Source organism: Streptomyces sp. NPDC006739, assembly GCF_042869815.1.
Classification (GTDB): Bacteria; Actinomycetota; Actinomycetes; order Streptomycetales; family Streptomycetaceae; genus Streptomyces.
This window is the reverse complement of record NZ_JBIAGM010000001.1, coordinates 418,747-440,655: the sequence shown is the minus strand read 5'-3', so window position 1 is coordinate 440,655 and position 21,909 is coordinate 418,747. Positions and strand designations below refer to the sequence as shown.

Here is a 21,909-nt window from a genome sequence, read left to right as displayed (position 1 = left end):
AGGAGAGCCGCGCCTCCCCCGGACGGAGGGGAAGCGCGGCTCTCGGCCGTGGCGGCGTCGTCAGTACGACGAGCCGGACGCGCCCAGGGAGCCCGTCGGGTGCCAGACCGTCTTCGTCTCCAGGAACGCCGTCATCCGGTCGATGCCGGGCGTGGCCGTCCAGTCGTCCACAGGCTGTGGACGCAGTACGCGCTTGAGGTTGTCCGCCGCCGCGACCTCCAGCTCCTTCGCCAGCACCTCGTCGGCGCCCGCGAGGTCGATCGCGTTGACGTCCTGGTGCGCGGCGAGCGTCGGCGCGATCTCCGCCGTACGGCCGGACAGGACGTTGACGACCCCGCCGGGCACGTCGGAGGTGGCCAGCACCTCGCCCAGGGACAGGGCGGGCAGCGGGGACCTCTCGGACGCCACGACGACCGCCGTGTTGCCGGTGGCGATCACCGGGGCGAGGACGGAGACCAGCCCCAGGAGGGACGACCGCTGCGGGGCGAGGACGGCCACCACACCGGTCGGCTCCGGGGAGGACAGGTTGAAGAACGGGCCCGCGACCGGGTTCCCGCCGCCCACCACCTGGGCGATCTTGTCCGTCCAGCCGGCGTACCAGACCCAGCGGTCGATCGTCGCGTCGACCTGCTCGGCCGCCTTGGACTTGGACAGTCCCTCCGCGTCCGACACCTCGCGGACGAACTGCGCCCTGCGGCCCTCCAGCATCTCCGCGACGCGGTAGAGGACCTGGCCCCGGTTGTAGGCCGTGGCGCCGGACCAGCCGCCGAACGCCTTGCGGGCGGCGACGACCGCGTCCCGGGCGTCCTTGCGGCTGGACTGCGGTGCGTTGGCCAGCCAGTTGCCCCTGCCCGCCGCGTCGGCGGCTGACCTCTGCGTGGTCACCTCGTACACCCGGCCGCTCTCCGAACGCGGGAACTTCCCGCCGACGTACAGCTTGTAGGTCTTGAAGACAGACAGTCGGTCAGACATCGAGGTACGCCTCCAGGCCGTGACGGCCGCCCTCGCGGCCGAAGCCCGACTCCTTGTACCCGCCGAACGGCGAGGTCGGGTCGAACTTGTTGAACGTGTTGGACCAGATCACGCCCGCACGGAGCTTGCTCGCGACCGCGAGGATCCGCGAGCCCTTCTCGGTCCAGATGCCCGCCGACAGGCCGTACTGCGTGTTGTTGGCCTTGGCGACGGCCTCGTCCGGGGTGCGGAAGGTCAGCACCGACAGCACCGGGCCGAAGATCTCGTCGCGGGCGATGGTGTGGGCCTGGGTGACGTTCGTGAAGAGCGTCGGCGCGAACCAGTAGCCGGCGGACGGGAGTTCGCAGGCCGGGGACCAGCGCTCGGCGCCCTCCGCCTCGCCCTGGTCGACGAGCGAGGTGATACGGGCGAGCTGCTCGGCCGAGTTGATCGCGCCGATGTCCGTGTTCTTGTCCAGGGGGTCGCCGAGGCGCAGGGTGGACAGACGGCGCTTGAGCGAGTCGAGCAGCTCGTCGTGGACCGACTCCTGGACGAGGAGCCGGCTGCCCGCGCAGCAGACCTGGCCCTGGTTGAAGAAGATGCCGGTGACGATCCCCTCCACCGCCTGGTCGAGCGGGGCGTCGTCGAAGACGATGTTGGCGCCCTTGCCGCCCAGTTCGAGGGTGAGCTTCTTGCGGCTGCCCGCCACCGTGCGCGCGATCTCCTTGCCCACGGCCGTGGAGCCGGTGAAGGCGACCTTGTCGACGCCGGGGTGGGCGACCAGGGCGGCGCCCGTGTCGCCGTAACCGGGAAGGATGTTGACCACACCCCTGGGCAGGCCGGCCTGACGGCAGACGTCCGCGAAGAAGAGCGCGGACAGGGGGGTCGTCTCGGCGGGCTTGAGGACCACGGTGTTGCCGGTGGCGAGCGCGGGCGCGATCTTCCAGGCCAGCATCAGCAGCGGGAAGTTCCAGGGGATGACCTGCCCGGCCACGCCCAGCGGGCGCGGGGACGGCCCGAACCCGGCGTGGTCGAGCTTGTCCGCCCAGCCCGCGTAGTAGAAGAAGTGCGCGGCCACGAGGGGCAGGTCGGCGTCCCTCGTCTCCTTGATCGGCTTGCCGTTGTCCAGCGTCTCCAGGACGGCCAGCTCGCGGCTGCGCTCCTGGATGATCCGGGCGATGCGGAAGAGGTACTTGGCGCGCTCGGAGCCGGGCAGCGCGGACCACTTCTCGAAGGCCTTGCGGGCGGCGGCCACGGCGCGGTCGACGTCCGCGGCACCGGCCTGGGCGACCTCGGAGAGGACCTCCTCGGTGGACGGCGAGACGGTCTTGAAGACCTTGCCGTCGGCCGCCTCGGTGAACTCACCGTCGATGAACAGGCCGTAGGAGGGGGCGATGTCGACGACCGAGCGGGACTCGGGCGCGGGTGCGTACTCGAAAGCCATGATGGATCAGTCCACCGTCACGTAGTCGGGGCCGGAGTAACGGCCGGTGGCCAGCTTCTGGCGCTGCATCAGCAGGTCGTTCAGGAGCGAGGAGGCGCCGAAACGGAACCAGTGGTTGTCCAGCCAGTCCTCGCCGGCGGTCTCGTTGACCAGGACCAGGAACTTGATCGCGTCCTTGCTGGTCCGGATGCCGCCCGCGGGCTTCACGCCCACCTGTACCCCGGTCTGCGCGCGGAAGTCGCGGACGGCCTCCAGCATCAGCAGGGTGTTCGCGGGCGTCGCGTTCACCGCGACCTTGCCGGTGGAGGTCTTGATGAAGTCGGCGCCCGCCAGCATGCCGAGCCAGCTCGCACGGCGGATGTTGTCGTACGTCGACAGCTCGCCGGTCTCGAAGATGACCTTGAGCCGGGCCGACGCCCCGCAGGCCTCCTTCACGGCGACGATCTCGTCGTACACCTTCAGGTACTTGCCCGCGAGGAACGCCCCGCGGTCGATGACCATGTCGATCTCGTCGGCGCCCGCGGCGACGGCGTCGCGGACGTCGGCCAGCTTCACGTCGAGCGCGGCGCGGCCGGCCGGGAAGGCGGTGGCGACCGAGGCGACCTTCACCGAGGAACCGGCGACGGCCTCCTTGGCGGCGGCCACCATGTCGGGATAGACGCAGACCGCCGCGGTGGCCGGGGCCGTACGGTCGGTCGGGTCCGGGTGGACCGCCTTGGCGCCGAGCGCCCGGACCTTGCCCGGGGTGTCCGCGCCTTCCAGCGTCGTCAGGTCGACCATCGAGATGGCGAGGTCGATGGCGTACGCCTTCGCGGTGGTCTTGATGGAACGGGTGCCGAGCGAGGCGGCGCGCGCCTCCAGGCCGACCGCGTCGACGCCGGGCAGCCCATGGAGGAAGCGGCGCAGCGTGCTCTCGGACGCGGCGACGTCGGCCAGAGCGCCGACTGTGGGTGCAGAGGTGGGCATGGTCACCAACCCACCATATCTACGCGCGTAGCGACTGTACAGTCCCGGGTGCTCATCTCCTGCCGCGCCACCACGTACGAGCGCCGCAGGCTGCGTCGGGCAGAATCGGACCATGACGACCCCGGACCACCAGTCACCCGCGCCACAGCCTCCGGCCGCCTTCGCCAGGGACCGGATCTACCGCTCGCCCGCGGCGCTCGCGGGCGGTGTGCTGCTGCTCGCGATCGTCGGGTGGCTCGGCTTCGACGCGCTGGTCAAGGGGCACGACCGGACGCCGTGGCTGGCGCTGGCCGGACTGATCCTGATCGTCCCCCTGGTGGTCGCCTTCACCCTGCGCCCGGCGGTGTTCGCGGGCGAGGACCGGCTGCGCGTGCGCAACCCCTTCCGAGTGATCACGCTGCCCTGGGGCGAGGTCGCCTCGCTGCGCTCCGGCTACTCCAACGAGGTCGTCGTCAAGTCCGGCACCAAGTACCAGCTGTGGGCCATCCCGGTCTCCCTCCGGGCCCGCAAGAGGGCGGCGCGCCGGCAGGCGCGGGCCGCGTCGGAGGCACGCGGTGCCGGCCGCCCCGGCGGGCTGGGCGGGCTGGGCGGCGGCATGGGCTTCGGCCTCGGTGGCGGCCTGCGGGGCGCGGAGGCGGCGGCCGGTCCCGCCCGTGCGGAGTCCGACCAGGCCATGGACGACCTGCGCCAGCTGCTGGAGAACCGGGCCGAGGCGGAGACGGCCCAGGGCGAGATCACGGTCCGCTGGGCCTACGAGATCGCGGCACCGGCGGTGGCGGGGGCGGTCCTGCTGGCCATCCTGCTGGCGATGGGGTGACGGCCGCCTCCCGGTTTCCGATGGCCGGCTCCCCGCTGCCCGGCGGCGCCGTTCTCGACGCCGACGAGCTGGCCGCGCGGTGGGCGGACGCCTGGCGGCCGGAGCAGGTCGCGGAGCGGCTGGGCGGGATCGGTGTGCCCTGGTGCGTCGTCGCCGGGTGGGCGCTGGACCTGTTCCGTGGCGGGCGGTCGCGGCTCCACGGCGATCTGGAGATCGCGGTGCCGGCAGCGGGTTCGCGGCGGTCCGGGACCGCTTTCCCGAGTACGTGTTCGACGCCGTGGGCTCGGGGCGGGTCTGGGCGGGGGCGGGCGCCGGGGAACTCGCGGCCACCCACCAGACCTGGTCCCGGGATCCGGCGAGCGGTCGGTTCCTCTTCGACGTCTTCCGTGAGCCGCACGACGGCGGGACCTGGATCTGCCGACGGGACGAGAGCCTTCGGCTGCCGTACGAAGCGATCATCGAACGGACGGCCGACGGCGTTCCGTACCTGGTCCCGGAGCTGGTGCTGCTGTTCAAGGCGAAGGACACGCGGCCCAAGGACCACGCCGACTTCGAAGGGGTCCTGCCGCTGCTGAGCCGGGCCCGGCGGGACGCTCTCGGGGCATGGCTGACGCGCGTGCATCCAGGGCACCCGTGGCTGGCGAGGCTGACGAGCGACCGGTGGTGACGGAAGGGGATGCCCCCGGAGGGCGGGGACATCCCCCGGTGCGTCAGATGCCCGCCGCCGCCGACAGGTCGCGCTTGACCGCCGTGAGCAGTTCGGCCGCGCGGGCGCGGGCCGCCGGCAGCTCGGTGTGCGCGGCGACCGGCACGACGACCTCCAGGTAGCACTTCAGCTTGGGCTCGGTGCCGCTGGGGCGCACGATCACCCGGGCGCCGGTGAGGGTGTAGCGCAGGCCGTCGGTGGGGGGCAGCGTCCCGGTGCCCCGGGTGAGGTCCTCGGCCTTGGTGACGGGGAGGCCGGCCAGCTCGGTCGGCGGCCGCTCGCGCAGACGGCGCATGGCGTCGGAGATGACCGACAGGTCCTGGACGCGGACCGACAGCTGGTCGGTGGCGTGCAGACCGTGCTCCACCGCCAGGTCGTCGAGGAGGTCGAGGAGGGTGCGGTTCTCCTGCTTGAGCTGCGAGGCCAGCTCCGTGATGAGGAGGGCCGCCGTGATGCCGTCCTTGTCCCGTACGCCCTGCGGGTCCACGCAGTAGCCGAGGGCTTCCTCGTAGCCGTAGCGCAGGCCCTCCACGCGGGCGATCCACTTGAAGCCGGTGAGGGTCTCCTCGTAGGGCAGCCCCGCCTTCTCGGCGATCCGGCGGAGCAGCGAGGAGGAGACGATCGACTCCGCGAAGGTGCCCCGGGCACCGCGCCGCACCAGGTGGGCGGCGAGCAGCGCGCCCACCTCGTCGCCCCGCAGCATGCGCCACCGGCCGGCGTCCTCGACGGCCACGGCGCAGCGGTCGGCGTCCGGGTCGTTGGCGATCACCAGATCGGGGTCGGTGGCCCGGGCCGCGGCGAACGCCAGGTCCATGGCGCCGGGCTCCTCCGGGTTGGGGAAGGCGACGGTCGGGAAGTCCGGGTCGGGCTCGGCCTGCTCGGCGACCAGCACCGGCTCCGGGAAGCCGGCGCGGGCGAACGCGGCCAGGAGCACGTCCTTGCCGACGCCGTGCATGGCCGTGTAGACGGTGCGCGCGGTGCGGGCGGAGCCCTCGGCAAGGACCGCGTCCGTACGGGCGAGATAGGCGTCCAGGACCGCCTCGTCGAGGGTCTCCCAGCCGGAGTCCGGGCGGGGGACGTCGTGCAGCGAGGCGATCGCGTCGATCTCGGCCGCGATCTCGGCGTCGGCGGGCGGGACGATCTGCGAGCCGTCGCCGAGGTAGACCTTGTAGCCGTTGTCGCGGGGCGGGTTGTGGCTGGCGGTGACCTCGACGCCGGCCACCGCGCCCAGGTGCCGTACGGCGAAGGCCAGCACGGGGGTGGGCAGCGGGCGGGGCAGGACGGCGGCGCGCAGGCCCGCGCCGACCATCACGGCGGCGGTGTCCCGGGCGAAGTCGGCGGACTTGTGGCGGGCGTCGTAGCCGATGACGACGACTCCGTCGGTCCGGCCGTGCTTCTTCAGGTACGCGGCGAGACCGGCGGCGGCGCGGATGACGACCGAGCGGTTCATGCGCAGGGGGCCCGCGCCGAGTTCGCCGCGCAGGCCGGCGGTGCCGAACCGGAGGGTCCCGGCGAAGCGGGCGGACAGCTCCGCCGTGTCACCGGCGTCGATCAGCTTGGCCAGTTCGTCGCGGGTCTCCTGGTCCGGGTCCTCGGCGAGCCATGCGTGGGCCCTGGCCATCAGATCGTCGTGCACCTTGGGATCAACCTCTCCGTGTTTGCCTGGTCTCCCGGGGGTTCGCCCCGGGCCCCTGTCCTCGCTCCTCGCCCACCCGACCCGGCGGGCGGAGGGCCTGCCGCAGTGCTGTGGCCGGAAAGGATTACCGAGCCGGTGAACCTTTCCGGTCGCAGCACTAGAGCCTGCCCAGCACCTGCGTCAGCAACTGGCCCATCCGGGACGCCGAGTCGCGGCCCGCCTGCAGGACCTCCTCGTGGTTCAGCGGCTCGCCGGTCATGCCGGCCGCGAGGTTGGTCACCAGGGAGATGCCCAGCACCTCGGCGCCCGCCTCGCGCGCGGCGATGGCCTCCAGCACCGTGGACATGCCCACCAGGTCGGCGCCGATCACCCGGGCCATGCGGATCTCGGCCGGGGTCTCGTAGTGCGGGCCGGGGAACTGGGCGTAGACGCCCTCCTCCAGCGTGGAGTCGACCTCCTTGCACAGGGCGCGCAGGCGCGGCGAGTACAGGTCGGTGAGGTCGACGAAGTTGGCGCCGACGATCGGCGAGGTCGCCGTCAGGTTGATGTGGTCGCTGATCAGCACCGGCTGGCCGGGGCGCATGCCCTCGCGCAGGCCGCCGCAGCCGTTGGTGAGGACCACGGTCTTGCAGCCGGCCGCCACGGCCGTGCGCACGCCGTGCGCGACGGCGGCGACGCCCCGGCCCTCGTAGTAGTGCGTGCGGCCCAGGAAGACCAGGGCGCGCTTGTCACCGAACGAGTACGAGCGGATCTTGCCGCCGTGCCCCTCGACGGCCGGCGGCGGGAAGCCGGGCAGCTCGGTGACCTGGAACTCGGCGTCGGGAGCGCCCAGGGCGTCGACGGCCGGAGCCCAGCCGGAGCCCATCACGAGGGCGACGTCGTGGGTGTCGGCGCCCGTGAGTTCGCGCAGGCGCGCGGCGGCCGCGTCGGCGGCGGTGTAGGGGTCGCCCTGGATGTCGTCCGGAAGAAGAGATGCGTTCACGCGATGAGGGTAGCCGTTCTCTGCCTACGCGCGTAGATGATGGAGCCCACGGGTTTGCGATCGTTGTCTTGTTGTTTCCGACGAGGACGGGAGGGCGCGGGTCGGTGCGGTGCCGAGCGTGGGCCGTCCGCCGCCCGGGGCGAGGGGTGTGCGGCGGCACCGTCAGCAGGGACGCTTGCGCAGCTCCATCACGTAGTCGTGCGGGGCCCCGGCGGACTCCGCCGCGTCCGCGACCTCGCCCAGGTAGCGGGCCGACGGCAGGCCGCCCTCGTAGCCGTTCAGGACGTACAGCCACGCGGACTCCTCGCCCTCCAGCGTGTGCACGCGCACCCGCATCCGGCGGTAGATGCCGAGGCCGACGCCCTCCCAGCGGTCCATGGACTCCTCGTCCGGGGGCGCGATGTCGTACAACCCGACGAATACCTGTGCCCCGGGGTCCTCGACGATCGTGGCCAGGGCGCCCTCCCAGCCCAGTTGCTCACCGCCGAAGGTCAGCCGCCAGCCGCTGAGCCAGCCGGTGGCGCGCAGCGGCGAGTGCGGGGCGCGGCGCGACATCAGCCTCGCGTCGAGGTTGCCGGCGTAAGCGGCGTAGAGCGACGACATGCGACGAGCGTACGGCAGTGGAAAATCCCGCCCCTCGCGCCCCGGTGGCAACCCCGCGCACAACCGCCGCGCCCCCGGCGAGTGGCACCTTGAGGCGTGCGGGACAATGGGGTACGTGACTCGGATCGTGATCATCGGTGGCGGACCCGGCGGATACGAAGCTGCGCTGGTCGGCGCGCAGCTCGGCGCGGAGGTGACCGTCGTGGACTGCGACGGTCTGGGCGGAGCGTCGGTGCTGACCGACTGCGTGCCGTCGAAGACCCTTATCGCTACGGCCGAGGTGATGACCACCTTCGACTCCTCCTACGAGGAGCTGGGGATCATCGTCGCCGACGACACCCCGCCGCTGGAGCAGGCGGCCCGGGTGGTCGGGGTGGACCTGGGGAAGGTCAACCGCCGGGTGAAGCGGCTGGCGCTCGCCCAGTCGCACGACATCACCGCGTCCGTCACGCGGGCCGGTGCCCGGGTCATGCGCGGGCGCGGGCGCCTCGAGGGCATGCAGGCCCTCGACGGTTCGCGCAAGGTCGTCGTCACCGCCGCCGACGGCTCCGAGGAGACCCTCACCGCCGACGCCGTCCTCATCGCCACCGGCGGGCACCCGCGCGAGCTGCCCGACGCCCAGCCCGACGGCGAGCGCATCCTCAACTGGACCCAGGTCTACGACCTCACCGAGCTGCCGGAAGAGCTGATCGTGGTCGGGTCGGGCGTGACCGGCGCCGAGTTCGCCGGCGCCTACCAGGCCCTCGGGTCCAAGGTCACCCTGGTCTCCTCCCGGGACCGTGTGCTGCCGGGTGAGGACCCGGACGCCGCCGCCGTGCTGGAGGACGTCTTCCGCCGGCGTGGCATGAACGTCATGGCCCGCTCGCGTGCCGAGTCCGCCAAGCGGGTCGGCGACCGGGTGGAGGTGACCCTGGCCGACGGGCGGGTCATCACCGGCTCGCACTGTCTGATGGCGGTCGGCGCCATCCCGAACAGCGCCGGGCTCGGCCTGGAGGAGGCGGGCGTCAAGCTGCGCGAGTCCGGTCACATCTGGACCGACAAGGTGTCCCGGACGACCGCTCCCGGCGTGTACGCGGCCGGTGACGTGACCGGCATCTTCGCCCTCGCGTCCGTCGCCGCCATGCAGGGACGTATCGCCATGTACCACTTCCTCGGCGACGCGGTCACCCCGCTGAACCTGAAGACGGTCTCCTCGAACGTCTTCACCGACCCCGAGATCGCCACCGTCGGCTACAGCCAGGCCGACGTCGACGCCGGCAAGATCGACGCCCGGGTGGTGAAGCTGCCGCTGCTGCGCAACCCGCGCGCCAAGATGCAGGGCATCCGGGACGGCTTCGTGAAGATCTTCTGCCGTCCGGGTACGGGCATCGTCGTCGGCGGTGTGGTCGTCGCGCCGCGTGCCTCGGAACTGATCCACCCCATCTCGATCGCCGTCGACAACAATCTGACGGTCGAACAGATCGCGAACGCCTTCACGGTGTACCCCTCCCTTTCGGGGTCGATCGCCGAAGTGGCACGGCAGTTGCACACTCGTAAGGCGACCGGCGAGGCCTGACGGCGGGGGCGAACTTGCCGCTGGTCACGGGGAGTTGTCGAGCATGCGTGCGGCATAGGCGGGGCGGATAGGCCCTATACCACTTCCCGCCCTGCCGTGCGAACAACTTCTATTATTCGGCGCAAACAGCTGAAAGCAGACGGTCGCCCGCGTTACTGTCAGTTTCGTGTTCGCTGCAGAACGTCGCCAATTGATCCTCGAAATGGTGCGAGCCAACGGAGCCGTGTCGCTCCGGGAGCTCGCCCGCGTCGTCCAGACCTCCGAAGTGACCGTACGGCGGGACGTGCGCGCGCTGGAGGCAGAAGGACTCCTCGACCGCCGGCACGGCGGTGCGGTACTGCCGGGCGGGTTCACGCGGGAGTCCGGCTTTCCGCAGAAGTCACATCTCGCGACCGCCGAGAAGACGGCCATCGCCGACCTCGCCGCGGGTCTCGTCGAAGAGGGCGAGGCCATCGTGATCGGCGCCGGGACCACCACACAGGAGCTGGCCCGCCGGCTCGCCCGGGTGCCCGGTCTGACCGTCGTCACCAACTCACTGCTGGTGGCGCAGGCGTTGGCCCACGCCAACCGCGTGGAGGTCGTGATGACCGGCGGCACCCTGCGCGGCTCCAACTACGCCCTGGTCGGCTCCGGTGCGGAACAGTCCCTCCAGGGGCTCAGAGTATCCAAGGCCTTCCTGTCCGGGAGCGGCCTCACCGCCGAGCGCGGGCTGTCCACGTCCAACATGCTGTCGGCGTCCGTCGACCGGGCGCTGGTGCAGGCCGCCGCGGAGGTGGTGGTCCTCGCCGACCACACCAAGCTCGGCACGGACACGATGTTCCAGACGGTGCCGACGGACGTCATCACCCGCCTGGTCACCGACGAGCCGCCGGCCCATGACGACCGCGCCGCCACCGAACTGCAGGCTCTCGCCGATCAGGGCGTCCAGATCGGCGTGGCCGGAGCGGGGGGGCCGGGGGGTGAGCAGGTCCCGGTCCGCCGGGCGCCGCTGCCGGGGCCCCGCCGGGGCCAGGCGCCGGGTGCCGGCCTCCGTTCGGCCGCCCCGCTCGACCCGAGCGGCACGGACCGAGCCCGGGTCGCGGACCTGCGCCGACGGTAGCGGGGTGCTGCGCCGCTTGAGCGGGGTGGTGCTGAGCGGGCGTGGGTTGCGGGTTCGGGTCGGCTGGGGCTGTGCCGGGTGGTTCGGCCGGGGGCGGGCCCGCGCGGCGCTGAGCCTGCCGGGCGGCCGGGCGTGTCGGAGGCTCTGCGGTTGGCTGCGCCGCCTGGTGCCGGTGGCGTGGAGCGGGCGTGGGCCGGGAACCCGGGTCGGCAGGGGCCCGGGTCTGTCGCGCCGCTTGTACGGGGACCTGCCGGGAGTCTGTTTCGGCACTGAGCCTGCAGGGCGGCCAGGTGCGGTCGGCGGTCCGGGGGTGCGCTGCGGCTGAGGCTGCTGGGCGGGCACGTGCGGGGGCTGCGCCGCTGCGGAGGCCTGCCGGGAGGCTGTTCCGGCATGGTGTCCGACGGGTGGCCGCCCGAGGTGGGGCGCGTCGCGGCTGGGCCTGCCGGGTGGTGCTGACCGGTTCGAGGCGGGGCCTGCGCCGCTTGTACGGGGGTGGCGCCTGCCGGGAGTCTGCTTCGACGCTGAGCCTGCCGGGCGGGGAGGTGGGGGGCTGGGCCGCCGTTCGGTGTGCCGTTTGTGCCGGGTGGCGTGCGCGTGGTGGAGCGGGGGCGGGTCTGCCTCGGCGCTGAGGCTGTCCGGTGGTCGGTCGCCCTCGGTGCTGCCGGTTGCCGGGCCTCGGGGACTGCGGGTTCGTTGGCGTGCGGGTCTCTCCCCGCGCCCCCTCAGGGCGCGGGGAGAGCAGCCACGTGACGCTAGTCCTTGATCTCGCAGATCGGGGCGCCCGACGTGATCGACGCGCCGACCTCCGCGCTCAGGCCCTTGATCGTGCCGGCCCGGTGGGCGTTCAGCGGCTGTTCCATCTTCATGGCTTCCAGGACGACGATCAGGTCGCCCTCCTTGACCTCCTGGCCCTCCTCGACGGCCACCTTCACGATGGTGCCCTGCATCGGGGAGGCGAGGGTGTCACCGGAGGCCACCGGGCCGGACTTCTTGGCCGCGCGGCGCTTCGGCTTGGCCCCGGCGGCGAGACCGGTGCGGGCCAGCGTCATACCGAGGGACGCCGGCAGGGAGACCTCCAGGCGCTTGCCGCCGACCTCGACGACGACCGTCTCGCGGCCCGTGTCCTCCTCCGCCTCGCCGTCGGCGGGGGCGGAGAAGGGCTTGATCTCGTTGACGAACTCGGTCTCGATCCAGCGGGTGTGCACCTTGAACGGCTCGCCGGAACCGGTCAGCTCGGGCGCGAACGCCGGGTCCCTGACCACCGCACGGTGGAACGGGATGGCCGTGGCCATGCCCTCCACCTGGAACTCCTCCAGCGCGCGGGAGGCCCGCTGCAGGGCCTCACGGCGGGTGCGGCCGGTGACGACCAGCTTGGCGAGCAGCGAGTCCCAGGCCGGGCCGATGACCGAGCCGGACTCCACGCCCGCGTCCAGCCGGACACCGGGACCGGACGGCGCCTCGAAACGGGTGACCGTACCCGGCGCCGGGAGGAAGTTGCGGCCCGGGTCCTCGCCGTTGATGCGGAACTCGAACGAGTGACCGCGCAGCACAGGGTCGCCGTACCCCAGCTCCTCGCCGTCGGCGATGCGGAACATCTCGCGCACCAGGTCGATACCGGCGACCTCCTCGGTCACCGGGTGCTCGACCTGGAGACGGGTGTTGACCTCCAGGAAGGAGATCGTGCCGTCGTTGCCGACCAGGAACTCCACGGTTCCCGCGCCGACGTACCCGGCCTCCTTCAGGATGGCCTTCGAGGACGAGTACAGCTGGGCGATCTGCTCCTCGGACAGGAACGGCGCCGGGGCCTCCTCGACCAGCTTCTGGTGCCGGCGCTGCAGCGAGCAGTCACGCGTCGACACGACGACGACGTTGCCGTGCTGGTCGGCCAGGCACTGGGTCTCCACGTGCCGAGGCTTGTCCAGGTAGCGCTCCACGAAGCACTCGCCGCGGCCGAAGGCGGCCACCGCCTCGCGCACCGCGGAGTCGTACAGCTCCGGGACCTCTTCCAGGGTCCGGGCGACCTTCAGGCCGCGGCCGCCGCCGCCGAAGGCGGCCTTGATCGCGATCGGCAGGCCGTGCTCCTCGGCGAAGGCCACGACCTCCTCGGCACCGCCCACCGGATCGGGCGTACCGGCGACCAGCGGGGCGCCGGCGCGCTGCGCGATGTGCCGGGCGGCGACCTTGTCGCCGAGGTCGCGGATGGCCTGCGGCGGCGGACCGATCCAGATCAGGCCCGCGTCCAGGACCGCCTGCGCGAACTCGGCGTTCTCCGACAGGAAGCCGTAACCCGGATGGACGGCGTCCGCGCCGGACTCGCGCGCCGCGTTCAGGACCTTCGCGATGTCGAGATAGCTGGTGGCCGGGGTGTCACCGCCCAGGGCGAACGCCTCATCCGCCGCGCGGACGTGCAGAGCGTCACGGTCCGGGTCGGCGTAGACGGCCACGCTCGCGATCCCGGCGTCCCGGCAGGCCCGGGCCACGCGGACAGCGATTTCGCCACGGTTGGCGATGAGCACCTTGCGCACGATTGAGGCTCCCTCCTTGAAACAAGCCGAGTTTAGGGACTGCCGACGAGACACTTCGACCCGTCCACAGTGGTGAGCTTGCCCACACGGAGCGTGATACGAGGCCAGCTCGACCCATGAAATCCCTTGTCGCGCCTCGACGCGCAGGACTCCACCGGAAAACCCTAGCCCCGTCATGTGGTCAAGGTCTCTGTGAGAGCGTGCTGCGGGCCACTTCGTTTCTTTGTCGAGTCCCTACGAATGGCCCAATGATTCTTTGCCCGCGCCCCGACCCTTGTCCCTGGGTTTACCCGTTAGTAGCGTTCGCGATCGAACGTACTTCAGGTAACAGCAGCTCTGCTCGGGCTGAGGTCGAAAGTGGGTGGGACCGGTGGTACGCAGACCGGTGGCGTGGGTGGTGGCGGTCGTACTCCTCGCCGAGGCGCTGGGCATCGGGGCACTGAACTGGTTTCTGGGGATCGTCGTCGACCGCCAGAAGATGTCCCTGGCAGGCCTCGACCCGAACGTCATGTCGACGTCCTCGAAGATCGGCGGAGTGCTCTTCGGCCTCTACTTCGCGCTGTGCGCCCTGGTGGCCCTGCTCGTCGCCGTACGGGACCGCGCGCCCGCCGGTCTCGGGCGTGTCCTGCTGATCAGCGTCGCCGTCGTGCACGGCCTGCTGGGCGCGCTCGTCTGGGGCATGGTCGGCTGGCCGGCGTTCCTGTTCATGGTGGTGGTGCTGGGACTCGTCGTCCTGCTGCTGATGACCTACGACCGTGAGGGCGGCGGAGCCGACCCGCGCCCGCGCGGGGGCGTCCCCGGGCAGGGCGGGGCCCCCGAGGCCGAGAAGGAGCCGCAGGCCGCCGGCGACGAGCCGCAGGACGCGGTGCCGGGCACCGCCCCCGTCACTCCGCCGGCGCCCACAGCTCCGTGATGCCGACGCCCAGTTCGGCCAGCAGCCGCCGTACCAGGGGCAGGCTGATGCCGATCACGTTGCCGTGGTCGCCGTCGATGCCCTCGATGAACGGCGCCGAACGGCCGTCCAGGGTGAAGGCTCCCGCGACGTAGAGGGGTTCGCCCGAGGCGACGTACGCGGCGACCTCCTCGTCGCTGGGCTCGCCGAAGCGTACGAGGGTGGAGGCGGTGGCGGAGACGTACCGCTTGGCCGTCGTGTCCCAGACGCAGTGCCCCGTCTGGAGGATCCCGGCCCGCCCGCGCATCGCCTTCCAGCGGGCGGTGGCCTCCTCGGCGTCCGCCGGCTTGCCCAGCGCCTGCCCGTCCAGCTCCAGCACCGAGTCGCAGCCGATCACCAGGGCGCCCTGCACCTCGGGCCGCGCCGCCACCACGGAGGCCTTCGCCTCGGCGAGGGCGAGTGCCAGCTCGGCGGGGGTGGGGGCGCTGACGGCGTCCTCGTCGACCCCGCTCACGATCACCTCGGGCTCCAGCCCGGCCTGCCTGAGCAGCCCGAGCCGGGCGGGAGACTGGGAGGCGAGGACGAGGCGCCGGCGCGGCTTGGCAGTCATGCCGTCAGATTAGCGTGACCTCCGCGCTCGGCCGCCGCGCTACCTCAGACCGATCACGATCATGGCCAGGACCATCGCCACGGCCATGAAGAGGCCGAGCCGCCGAAGCATGGCCTGCGCCTCGCGCAGTTCCTTCGGCGGCTCGTCTTCCGGGTCCGACCAGAGCATGCCACCAGCGTGGAGCCTGGACGGGGACGGGTGCCTGAGTACGAGTACTCAGGTTTGCGGCTCCTGGTTCGACGACCGGACCTAACTCGGCCAGTAGGTGCGCCCCCATGCCGCCGGGCCCGGCTGCGGCAGCCGCGCGGACGCGATCCGGCGCGGGTCGGACCACGCGGCCCTCGGGCCTTCCGCGCCGGACGGCGCAACCGAAGCCGCCGCGGCGCGGGCACGGACCACCGCCAGGGCGGCGGCCAGCTCCTCCGGGGTCGGGTTGCCCCGTACGACCTTGATGTTCATGACGGCTCCCAGCAGGCCTAGAGGGGGATGTTGCCGTGCTTCTTCGGAGGCAGGGATTCCCGCTTCGTACGCAGCTGACGCAGGCCCCGCACGACATGCCGGCGGGTGTCGGACGGCACGATCACCGCGTCGACGTAGCCGCGCTCGGCCGCCACGTACGGGTTGAGGAGAGTGTCCTCGTACTCGCGGATCAGGCGGGCGCGGACCGCTTCGGCACCCTCGCCGTTCCCGCCGTTCGCCTCCGCCTCGGCGATCGTGCGGCGGTGCAGGATGTTGACCGCGCCCTGGGCGCCCATCACGGCGATCTGGGCGGTCGGCCAGGCCAGGTTGAGGTCGGCGCCCAGGTGCTTGGAGCCCATGACGTCGTACGCGCCGCCGAACGCCTTCCGGGTGATCACGGTGATCAGCGGGACGGTCGCCTCCGCGTACGCGAAGATCAGCTTGGCGCCGCGCCGGATGATACCGGTGTGCTCCTGGTCGACGCCGGGCAGGAACCCGGGCACGTCGACGAAGGTGACCACGGGGACGTTGAAGGCGTCGCAGGTGCGCACGAAGCGCGCGGCCTTCTCGCTGGCGTCGATGTCCAGACAGCCCGCGAACTGCAGGGGCTGGTTGGCGACGATGCCGACCGGATGGCCCTCGACCCGCCCGAACCCGGTGAGGATGTTCGGCGCGAACAGCGGCTGCGTCTCGAAGAACTCGCCGTCGTCCACGATGTGCTCGATCACCGTGTGCATGTCGTACGGCTGGTTCGCGCTGTCCGGCACCAGCGTGTCCAGCTCGCGGTCCTCGTCCGTGACGGACAGGTCCGCCTCCTCCGCGAACACCGGCGGCTCGCTGAGGTTGTTGGACGGCAGGTACGACAGCAGCTGCTTGACGTACTCGATGGCGTCCTTCTCGTCGCCCGCCATGTGGTGGGCCACACCGGAGGCGGTGTTGTGGGTGCGGGCGCCGCCCAGCTCCTCGAAGCCGACGTCCTCACCGGTGACGGTCTTGATGACGTCCGGGCCGGTGATGAACATGTGCGAGGTCTGGTCGACCATGACCGTGAAGTCGGTGATGGCGGGCGAGTAGACCGCGCCGCCCGCACAGGGCCCGACGACCAGGCTGATCTGCGGGATCACACCGCTCGCGTGGGTGTTGCGGCGGAAGATCTCGCCGTACGCGCCGAGCGAGGCGACGCCCTCCTGGATCCGCGCGCCGCCGGAGTCGTTGATGCCGATGACCGGGCAGCCGGTCTTCAGCGCGAAGTCCATCACCTTGACGATCTTCTGACCGTAGACCTCGCCCAGGGCGCCGCCGAAGACGGTGAAGTCCTGGGAGAAGACGGCCACCGGACGGCCGTCGACCGTGCCGTAGCCGGTCACGACGCCGTCTCCGTAGGGGCGGTTCGTCTCCAGCCCGAAGTTGCTGGAGCGGTGCCGGGCGAACTCGTCCAGCTCGACGAACGAATCCTCGTCCAGCAGGAGTTCGACCCGCTCGCGGGCCGTCAGCTTGCCCTTGGCGTGCTGCTTCTCCACCGCGCGCGCGGAGCCGGCGTGCGTCGCCTCGTCAATACGACGCTGGAGATCCGCGAGCTTGCCCGCGGTGGTGTGGATGTCGGTCTCTTCCGGCTCGGACATCGGGATCGCGGCTCCCTGCCTGCTCAAAAGGGGGGGACGGTTACTCATCCGTAGAGTAGTGGTGCCCCTACGAAACAGCAGTGCGGCGTTTCACACACCTAGGGTGGCTTGCATGACGCCGCGAGATGCATCAGACGACAGCCGCTGGTCCGATCTGGACCGTCCGCCCCTCAACGCCATGGCGCTGCGCCGGGGGTTGGTGCGGGAAGGAGGCCTGTGGTCCGCGGTGGACGTGGTGCCGCGCACCGGCTCCACCAACTCCGACCTGGTGGACCGGGCCGCCGCCGGCAAGGCCGCCGAGGGTGCCGTCCTGGTCGCCGAGGAGCAGACCGCCGGGCGGGGCCGCCTGGAGCGCCAGTGGACGGCGCCGCCGCGCTCGGGCCTGTTCTTCTCCGTCCTGCTGCGGCCGGCCGAGGTGCCGGTGGCCCGCTGGGGATGGCTGCCGCTGCTCACCGGGGTGGCCGTGGCGACCGGCCTGTCCCGTGCGGCGGGCGTGGACACGGCGCTCAAGTGGCCCAACGACCTGCTGGTGAGCGTCGACGGCGAGGAACGCAAGGCCGGGGGCATCCTCGCCGAGCGGGCCGGGGACGACGGAGTGGTCATCGGCGTCGGCATCAACGTCACGCTGCGGGCGGCGGAACTCCCGGTGCCGCAGGCCGGGTCGCTGGCGCTGGCCGGGGCCGTCTCGACGGACCGGGATCCGCTGCTGCGCGGGGTGCTGCGGTCCCTGGAGGACTGGTACGGGCGGTGGCGGGCGGCGGGCGGCGATCCCGCGGTCAGCCGCCTCCAGGAGACGTACACCGCCGGGTGCGCCACGCTGGGGCGCCTGGTGCGGGCCGAGCTGCCGGGGAACCGGTCGGTGGTGGGGGAGGCGGTGGCCGTGGACGGCGACGGCCGGCTGGTGCTGGCCACGAAGGAAGGGGTACGGGAGCCGGTGGGGGCGGGCGACATCGTGCACCTGCGGCCCGCGTGACCGGGGCACCTGACGGAGTGAGCTGGCGCACACCTGCCGTAGAGTGAAGGCCGGTCGATACCTGACCGTGACAGATCGGAAGGGCAGCAGGCGTGACCGTCGACGACACGGGCTCCGGCGCGGGCGCGGACGCCGCCGACTCCGGCGAGGACCCGCTCGCCCTGCGTCTCGAACAGCTCATCCTGGGCGCCGAGCGGCGCTACACGCCTTTCCAGGCGGCCCGCAGCGCCGGCGTCTCCATGGAGCTGGCCTCCCGCTTCTGGCGGGCCATGGGCTTCGCCGACATCGGCCAGGCCAAGGCGCTGACCGAGGCCGACGTACTGGCCCTGCGGCGGCTGGCCGGTCTCGTCGAGGCGGGGCTGCTGAGCGAGGCGATGGCGGTGCAGGTGGCGCGGTCCACGGGGCAGACCACCGCCCGGTTGGCCGAGTGGCAGATGGATTCCTTCCTGGAGGGGCTGACCGAGCCGCCCGAGCCGGGGATGACCCGCACCGAGGTGACGTACCCGATCGTCGAGCTGCTGCTGCCCGAGCTGGAGGAGTTCCTGGTCTACGTCTGGCGCCGACAGCTGGCCGCCTCGGCCGGCCGGGTGATCCAGGTGGCCGACGACGAGGAGATGGTCGACCGGCGGCTCGCGGTCGGCTTCGCCGATCTCGTCGGCTTCACCCGGCTGACCCGCCGGATGGAGGAGGAGGAACTCGGCGAACTCGTCGAGGCCTTCGAGACCACCGCCGCCGACCTGGTGGCCGCGCGCGGCGGCCGGCTCATCAAGACCCTCGGTGACGAGGTGCTGTACGCCGCCGACGACGCGGGCATCGCCGCCGACATCGCCCTGCTCCTGGTCGAGACGATGTCGAACGACGAGACGATGCCGGAGCTGCGGGTCGGCATGGCCTTCGGCACGGTGACCACCCGAATGGGCGATGTCTTCGGTACGACGGTCAACCTGGCCTCCCGGCTGACCTCCATAGCCCCGCGTGACGCGGTGCTCGTCGACACCGCCTTCGCCGAGGAGCTGATCCGCACCGGCGAGGCCCCCGCCTCGGAGGCCGAGGCGGCCGAGGCCGCGGCCGCCGCCGAGAAGGAGGGCGAGGAGCCGCCGACGTACCGCTTCGCGCTGCAGCCGATGTGGCAGCGGCCGGTCCGTGGGCTCGGCGTGGTCGAGCCCTGGCTGCTCACCCGCCGCGACGGCGAGCACTGACGGCCCGAGCACCGACGGCCCGAGCATGACGGGCCCGGGCTGGGCCCTTACTGCCCCTGCGCCCGCAGGGCGTTCACGCACAGGCCGATCACCGGCACGCACACCCCGCCGGGCGCGGGTGCGGGCGTACTGCGGGCCGGTGCCGGGGCGGTCGTGGGGGCCGTGGGCCTCGTTTCCGTCGGTGCGGGCGCCGGGGCGGCCGCGGTGGCGGCCGGGGCGGTGGTCGCGACGGCGGTCGGGATGGTCGTCGGCACGCCGGCACCGCCGCCCGGCAGCGAGCCGGGGCCGGCCGGCGGTGCCGTGGCGCGAGCGGCCGGCGCGGAGGCGGTCGGTGCCGGGCTCGCTCCGCCCATGACGGAGGTCGCCGAGGGCACGGCCGTGGGGACGGCGCCGACGGTGGCGGCCGTGTGGGCCGCGCGGCCGGCGGTGCCGCCGCCCGCGTCCAGGTCCGGTTCCGCCTCGGCCGTGCCCGGGGCACCCACGCCGGACTCCGGGACCATGCGGACGAGGCTGAGGGCTCCGGCGGCCAGCGCGAGGCCCCCGGCGGCGAGGAGGAGTTTGCGGGGGCGGGGCTTGCGATGGCGGCCACGGCGGACGACGGGCGCCGCCTCCGCCTCCGCCTGTGCGTGGGTGTACGTCAGTGTCATGGGTTCCCTCCCCGCCGCGCGCCCCCGGTGCGCGTGGCGGAGCGCACGTTATGCGCTCCTGTGAGGGGTGTGGGGTGAGTCGGCCGGGATGTCACTCGAACGGGGGGTCGGGCCGGTCCTGGCGGCCATCGGCCGGGCCGCCCCTTTTCCGGGCCGGTTCCGGCTGCGATGATCAGACCGACAGGGAGTTAACCCGCGTTAACCGGAGGGTGTCATGAGCGAGGAGCGGTACGGGGAGTTCGTGCTGGTACGGCGGCACGGCGACGGCGGCGCGGGGGGCGTCGGGCATGTCGCGGAGCTGGTGCTGGACCGGCCGGGGGCCATGAACGCGGTCTCCACGGAGATGGCCCGTTCCCTCGCCGCCGCCTGCGCCGCGCTCGCCGCCGACCGGGAGGCGCGGGTCGTGGTGCTGACCTCGTCGAACGAGCGGGCGTTCTGCGTCGGCGCCGATCTGAAGGAGCGCAATTCGTTCAGCGACGCCGAGCTGGTGCGACAGCGGCCGCTGGCCCGGGGGGCGTACACCGGGGTGCTGGAGCTGCCGATGCCGACGGTGGCCGCCGTGCACGGGTTCGCGCTGGGGGGCGGCTTCGAACTGGCGCTCGCCTGCGATCTGATCGTGGCCGACCGTACGGCGGTGGTGGGGCTGCCGGAGGTCTCGGTGGGAGTCATGCCCGGTGGCGGCGGTACGCAGCTGCTGCCCCGGCGGGTCGGGGCCGCCCGGGCCGCCGAGCTGATCTTCTCGGCGCGGCGCGTGGAGGCCGTGGAGGCGCTTGGGCTGGGGCTCGTCGACCAGCTGGCGGAGGCCGGACAGGACCGGGCCGAGGCGCTGGCGCTGGCCGCGCGGATCGCCGGGAACTCGCCGGTGGGGCTGCGGGCGGCCAAGCGGGCGCTGCGGCTGGGGCACGGGCTCGACCTGCGCGCGGGGCTGGAGATCGAGGACGCGGCATGGCGGTCGGTGGCGTTCTCCGGGGACCGGGCGGAGGGAGTCGCGGCGTTCAACGAGAAGCGGAAGCCCGAGTGGCCGGGGGAGTGAGGCCCGCACCTGGCACGCGGCATTCGGGCGCGGCACTCGCACGGCGGTACTCGCACGCGGCACTCACCGGTCCGACCCGTTTGGCACCGCAATGACCCCATCGGACCGAAACCTCCCTAACCTGGAGTGATGGGTGAGGACAAGCGGCTCGCCGCTGTGGTGGCGCTGGCCCAGGGGATGGCGGCGGCGCACACTCCGGGGGAGTCGTGGCAGGCCGCCGCGCGCGGTGCGTGCCGGGCGCTGGACGGGAGTTTCGCCGCGCTGTCGGTGTGGGAGCGCGAGCTGGGGCGGCTGCGGGTCCTGGTGAACGTCGGGGAGCGGGCGCCGGACGAGGAGGAGTTCCCGGAGGCCGAGGCCTACCCGGTGCACCAGTTCCCTGAGATCACCGAGTTCCTGCACGAGAGGTGGGCGGGCGGCGGCGGCCCCAACGCCTGGGTGGAGACCGCCGAGGGGCCCGCCGCCGGCACCCCCGGCTACTTCCACCAGCGCGTCGCCGCCCTGCGCCGCCGGGGACGCGGCTGCTGCGTGGTCGCGCCGGTGGTGCTGCACGGCAGGGCCTGGGGCGAGCTGTACGTCGCCCGCGCCTCGGGCGCGCCCGTCTTCGACCGGGGCGACGCCGACTTCGCCACCGTGCTGGCCGCCGTCGTCGCCGCCGGGATCGCGCAGACCGAGCTGCTGGAGGAGGCCCGTCGGCTGGCGTACACCGACGCCCTGACCGGGCTCGCCAACCGCCGTGCGGTCGACGCCCACCTGGACGAGGCCGTGGAGCGGCACCGCGCGGAAGGGGTCGTGGTCAGCCTGGTGGTGTGCGATCTGAACGGGCTCAAGCGGGTCAACGACAGCCAGGGGCACGCGGTCGGGGACCGTCTGCTGGAGCGCTTCGGGTCGGTGCTGTCGCTGTGCGGCGCGATGCTGCCGGGTGCGCTGGCCGCGCGGCTGGGCGGCGACGAGTTCTGTCTGCTGGCGGTCGGGCCGGCCGCCGACGACGTGGTCAAGGCTGCGAACGAACTGTGCCGCAGGTCGGCCGAGTTGGAGCTGGGCGAGGGCGTGGCCTGCGGGGTGGCGTCCACCGGGCACGCCATCGGGCCGGTCGGCTCGGCCCGCCGGCTGTTCCGGCTGGCGGACGCGGCGCAGTACCGTGCGAAGGCGCTGCGCGCCGAGCGGCCCGTGGTGGCCGGCCGGGAGGGTCC

General features: G+C 72.7%; 20 protein-coding genes and 1 pseudogene. 9 read left to right on the top strand and 12 right to left on the bottom strand.

Translation table 11 applies throughout. The annotated features are described in order from the left end of the window. Nucleotides 1-60 precede the first annotated feature (60 nt). Genes ACFYMM_RS02030 through deoC form a run of 3 tightly spaced genes read right to left on the bottom strand, consistent with a single transcriptional unit; the run spans nucleotide 61 to nucleotide 3,367 of the window. Nucleotides 61-972: an aldehyde dehydrogenase family protein gene (locus ACFYMM_RS02030; protein ID WP_388382860.1), complete on the bottom strand. Its 912-nt coding sequence runs from the start codon at nucleotides 970-972 to the stop codon at nucleotides 61-63. Beyond that, nucleotides 965-2,395, bottom strand: coding sequence for an aldehyde dehydrogenase family protein (locus ACFYMM_RS02025; protein WP_388382858.1), 1,431 nt, complete (start codon nucleotides 2,393-2,395; stop codon nucleotides 965-967). The genes ACFYMM_RS02030 and ACFYMM_RS02025 overlap by 8 nt, the downstream gene beginning before the upstream one ends. Before the next feature lie 6 nt (nucleotides 2,396-2,401). Then, complete coding sequence (gene deoC, locus ACFYMM_RS02020) at nucleotides 2,402-3,367, bottom strand: deoxyribose-phosphate aldolase (protein ID WP_388382855.1); 966 nt, start codon at nucleotides 3,365-3,367, stop codon at nucleotides 2,402-2,404. A 106-nt stretch (nucleotides 3,368-3,473) separates the two neighbouring features. On the opposite strand from deoC, the gene ACFYMM_RS02015 reads away from it, so the two are divergent. Next, nucleotides 3,474-4,178 carry a PH domain-containing protein gene (locus ACFYMM_RS02015; protein WP_388382853.1) on the top strand — a complete coding sequence of 235 codons (705 nt, stop codon included), beginning with the start codon at nucleotides 3,474-3,476 and terminating at the stop codon, nucleotides 4,176-4,178. 20 nt (nucleotides 4,179-4,198) lie between these two features. After that, a pseudogene (locus tag ACFYMM_RS02010) lies at nucleotides 4,199-4,845 on the top strand (nucleotidyltransferase domain-containing protein). Between the two features lie 43 nt (nucleotides 4,846-4,888). Here ACFYMM_RS02010 and ACFYMM_RS02005 read toward each other — a convergent pair. The 3 genes from ACFYMM_RS02005 to ACFYMM_RS01995 form a co-directional block, all read right to left on the bottom strand. After that, nucleotides 4,889-6,520, bottom strand: a complete 1,632-nt coding sequence (locus ACFYMM_RS02005) for a phospho-sugar mutase (protein WP_388382851.1) — start codon at nucleotides 6,518-6,520, stop codon at nucleotides 4,889-4,891. A gap of 157 nt (nucleotides 6,521-6,677) precedes the next feature. Further along, nucleotides 6,678-7,502, bottom strand: a complete 825-nt coding sequence (locus ACFYMM_RS02000; protein WP_388382850.1) for a purine-nucleoside phosphorylase — start codon at nucleotides 7,500-7,502, stop codon at nucleotides 6,678-6,680. Between the two features lie 162 nt (nucleotides 7,503-7,664). Next, nucleotides 7,665-8,105 carry a gamma-glutamylcyclotransferase gene (locus ACFYMM_RS01995; RefSeq protein ID WP_388382848.1) on the bottom strand — a complete coding sequence of 147 codons (441 nt, stop codon included), beginning with the start codon at nucleotides 8,103-8,105 and terminating at the stop codon, nucleotides 7,665-7,667. A gap of 106 nt (nucleotides 8,106-8,211) precedes the next feature. On the opposite strand from ACFYMM_RS01995, the gene ACFYMM_RS01990 reads away from it, so the two are divergent. Both ACFYMM_RS01990 and ACFYMM_RS01985 read left to right on the top strand, forming a co-directional pair. Beyond that, nucleotides 8,212-9,660, top strand: coding sequence for an NAD(P)H-quinone dehydrogenase (locus ACFYMM_RS01990; RefSeq protein ID WP_388382847.1), 1,449 nt, complete (start codon nucleotides 8,212-8,214; stop codon nucleotides 9,658-9,660). A gap of 202 nt (nucleotides 9,661-9,862) precedes the next feature. Next, entirely contained in the window at nucleotides 9,863-10,759 is an 897-nt protein-coding gene (locus ACFYMM_RS01985; RefSeq protein WP_388383300.1) for a DeoR/GlpR family DNA-binding transcription regulator, read from the top strand. Between the two features lie 752 nt (nucleotides 10,760-11,511). On the opposite strand, the gene ACFYMM_RS01980 is transcribed toward ACFYMM_RS01985, so the two are convergent. Further along, nucleotides 11,512-13,284: an acetyl/propionyl/methylcrotonyl-CoA carboxylase subunit alpha gene (locus ACFYMM_RS01980; RefSeq protein ID WP_388382845.1), complete on the bottom strand. Its 1,773-nt coding sequence runs from the start codon at nucleotides 13,282-13,284 to the stop codon at nucleotides 11,512-11,514. 361 nt (nucleotides 13,285-13,645) lie between these two features. Here ACFYMM_RS01980 and ACFYMM_RS01975 point away from each other — a divergent pair, with 361 nt between their 5' ends. Next, a complete protein-coding gene (locus ACFYMM_RS01975; RefSeq protein WP_388382843.1) occupies nucleotides 13,646-14,197 on the top strand; it encodes a hypothetical protein in 552 nt (183 codons plus the stop codon). Here the strand turns inward: ACFYMM_RS01975 and ACFYMM_RS01970 are convergent. The 4 genes from ACFYMM_RS01970 to ACFYMM_RS01955 all read right to left on the bottom strand — a co-directional run bounded on the left by ACFYMM_RS01970 (nucleotide 14,169) and on the right by ACFYMM_RS01955 (nucleotide 16,867). After that, nucleotides 14,169-14,786 carry a Maf family protein gene (locus tag ACFYMM_RS01970; RefSeq protein WP_388382841.1) on the bottom strand — a complete coding sequence of 206 codons (618 nt, stop codon included), beginning with the start codon at nucleotides 14,784-14,786 and terminating at the stop codon, nucleotides 14,169-14,171. The genes ACFYMM_RS01975 and ACFYMM_RS01970 overlap by 29 nt on opposite strands. Nucleotides 14,787-14,825: 39 nt before the next feature. Next, entirely contained in the window at nucleotides 14,826-14,954 is a 129-nt protein-coding gene (gene mmpB, locus ACFYMM_RS01965; RefSeq protein ID WP_388382839.1) for a morphogenic membrane protein MmpB, read from the bottom strand. Nucleotides 14,955-15,035: 81 nt separating this feature from the next. After that, nucleotides 15,036-15,245 carry an acyl-CoA carboxylase epsilon subunit gene (locus ACFYMM_RS01960; protein ID WP_388382837.1) on the bottom strand — a complete coding sequence of 70 codons (210 nt, stop codon included), beginning with the start codon at nucleotides 15,243-15,245 and terminating at the stop codon, nucleotides 15,036-15,038. A gap of 17 nt (nucleotides 15,246-15,262) precedes the next feature. Continuing rightward, complete coding sequence (locus ACFYMM_RS01955) at nucleotides 15,263-16,867, bottom strand: acyl-CoA carboxylase subunit beta (protein WP_388382835.1); 1,605 nt, start codon at nucleotides 16,865-16,867, stop codon at nucleotides 15,263-15,265. 112 nt (nucleotides 16,868-16,979) lie between these two features. On the opposite strand from ACFYMM_RS01955, the gene ACFYMM_RS01950 reads away from it, so the two are divergent. Further along, nucleotides 16,980-17,840, top strand: a complete 861-nt coding sequence (locus tag ACFYMM_RS01950) for a biotin--[acetyl-CoA-carboxylase] ligase (protein ID WP_388382833.1) — start codon at nucleotides 16,980-16,982, stop codon at nucleotides 17,838-17,840. A 92-nt stretch (nucleotides 17,841-17,932) separates the two neighbouring features. Then, entirely contained in the window at nucleotides 17,933-19,039 is a 1,107-nt protein-coding gene (locus ACFYMM_RS01945; protein WP_388382832.1) for an adenylate/guanylate cyclase domain-containing protein, read from the top strand. Between the two features lie 47 nt (nucleotides 19,040-19,086). Here ACFYMM_RS01945 and ACFYMM_RS01940 read toward each other — a convergent pair whose 3' ends face one another. Next, nucleotides 19,087-19,686 carry a hypothetical protein gene (locus ACFYMM_RS01940; protein ID WP_388382830.1) on the bottom strand — a complete coding sequence of 200 codons (600 nt, stop codon included), beginning with the start codon at nucleotides 19,684-19,686 and terminating at the stop codon, nucleotides 19,087-19,089. 214 nt (nucleotides 19,687-19,900) lie between these two features. Here ACFYMM_RS01940 and ACFYMM_RS01935 point away from each other — a divergent pair, with 214 nt between their 5' ends. Continuing rightward, the gene (locus ACFYMM_RS01935; protein ID WP_388382827.1) at nucleotides 19,901-20,719 is read left to right on the top strand and encodes an enoyl-CoA hydratase/isomerase family protein; all 819 of its coding nucleotides are present in this window, start codon (nucleotides 19,901-19,903) and stop codon (nucleotides 20,717-20,719) included. 129 nt (nucleotides 20,720-20,848) lie between these two features. Then, nucleotides 20,849-21,909 (top strand): diguanylate cyclase domain-containing protein (locus tag ACFYMM_RS01930; RefSeq protein ID WP_388382825.1); only part of this gene is annotated, 1,061 nt, incomplete at its 3' end.

Coding starts and splice junctions, on each gene's coding strand:
- mmpB (WP_388382839.1), bottom strand. CDS start 14,954: ATGCTCTGGTCGGACCCGGAAGACGAGCCGCCGAAGGAACTGCGCGAG.
- ACFYMM_RS01935 (WP_388382827.1), top strand. CDS start 19,901: ATGAGCGAGGAGCGGTACGGGGAGTTCGTGCTGGTACGGCGGCACGGC.
- ACFYMM_RS01985 (WP_388383300.1), top strand. CDS start 9,863: ATGGTGCGAGCCAACGGAGCCGTGTCGCTCCGGGAGCTCGCCCGCGTC.
- ACFYMM_RS02025 (WP_388382858.1), bottom strand. CDS start 2,395: ATGGCTTTCGAGTACGCACCCGCGCCCGAGTCCCGCTCGGTCGTCGAC.
- ACFYMM_RS01995 (WP_388382848.1), bottom strand. CDS start 8,105: ATGTCGTCGCTCTACGCCGCTTACGCCGGCAACCTCGACGCGAGGCTG.
- ACFYMM_RS01950 (WP_388382833.1), top strand. CDS start 16,980: ATGACGCCGCGAGATGCATCAGACGACAGCCGCTGGTCCGATCTGGAC.
- ACFYMM_RS02015 (WP_388382853.1), top strand. CDS start 3,474: ATGACGACCCCGGACCACCAGTCACCCGCGCCACAGCCTCCGGCCGCC.
- ACFYMM_RS01970 (WP_388382841.1), bottom strand. CDS start 14,786: ATGACTGCCAAGCCGCGCCGGCGCCTCGTCCTCGCCTCCCAGTCTCCC.
- ACFYMM_RS01960 (WP_388382837.1), bottom strand. CDS start 15,245: ATGAACATCAAGGTCGTACGGGGCAACCCGACCCCGGAGGAGCTGGCC.
- ACFYMM_RS01955 (WP_388382835.1), bottom strand. CDS start 16,867: ATGTCCGAGCCGGAAGAGACCGACATCCACACCACCGCGGGCAAGCTC.
- ACFYMM_RS01940 (WP_388382830.1), bottom strand. CDS start 19,686: ATGACACTGACGTACACCCACGCACAGGCGGAGGCGGAGGCGGCGCCC.
- ACFYMM_RS01990 (WP_388382847.1), top strand. CDS start 8,212: ATGGGGTACGTGACTCGGATCGTGATCATCGGTGGCGGACCCGGCGGA.
- ACFYMM_RS02030 (WP_388382860.1), bottom strand. CDS start 972: ATGTCTGACCGACTGTCTGTCTTCAAGACCTACAAGCTGTACGTCGGC.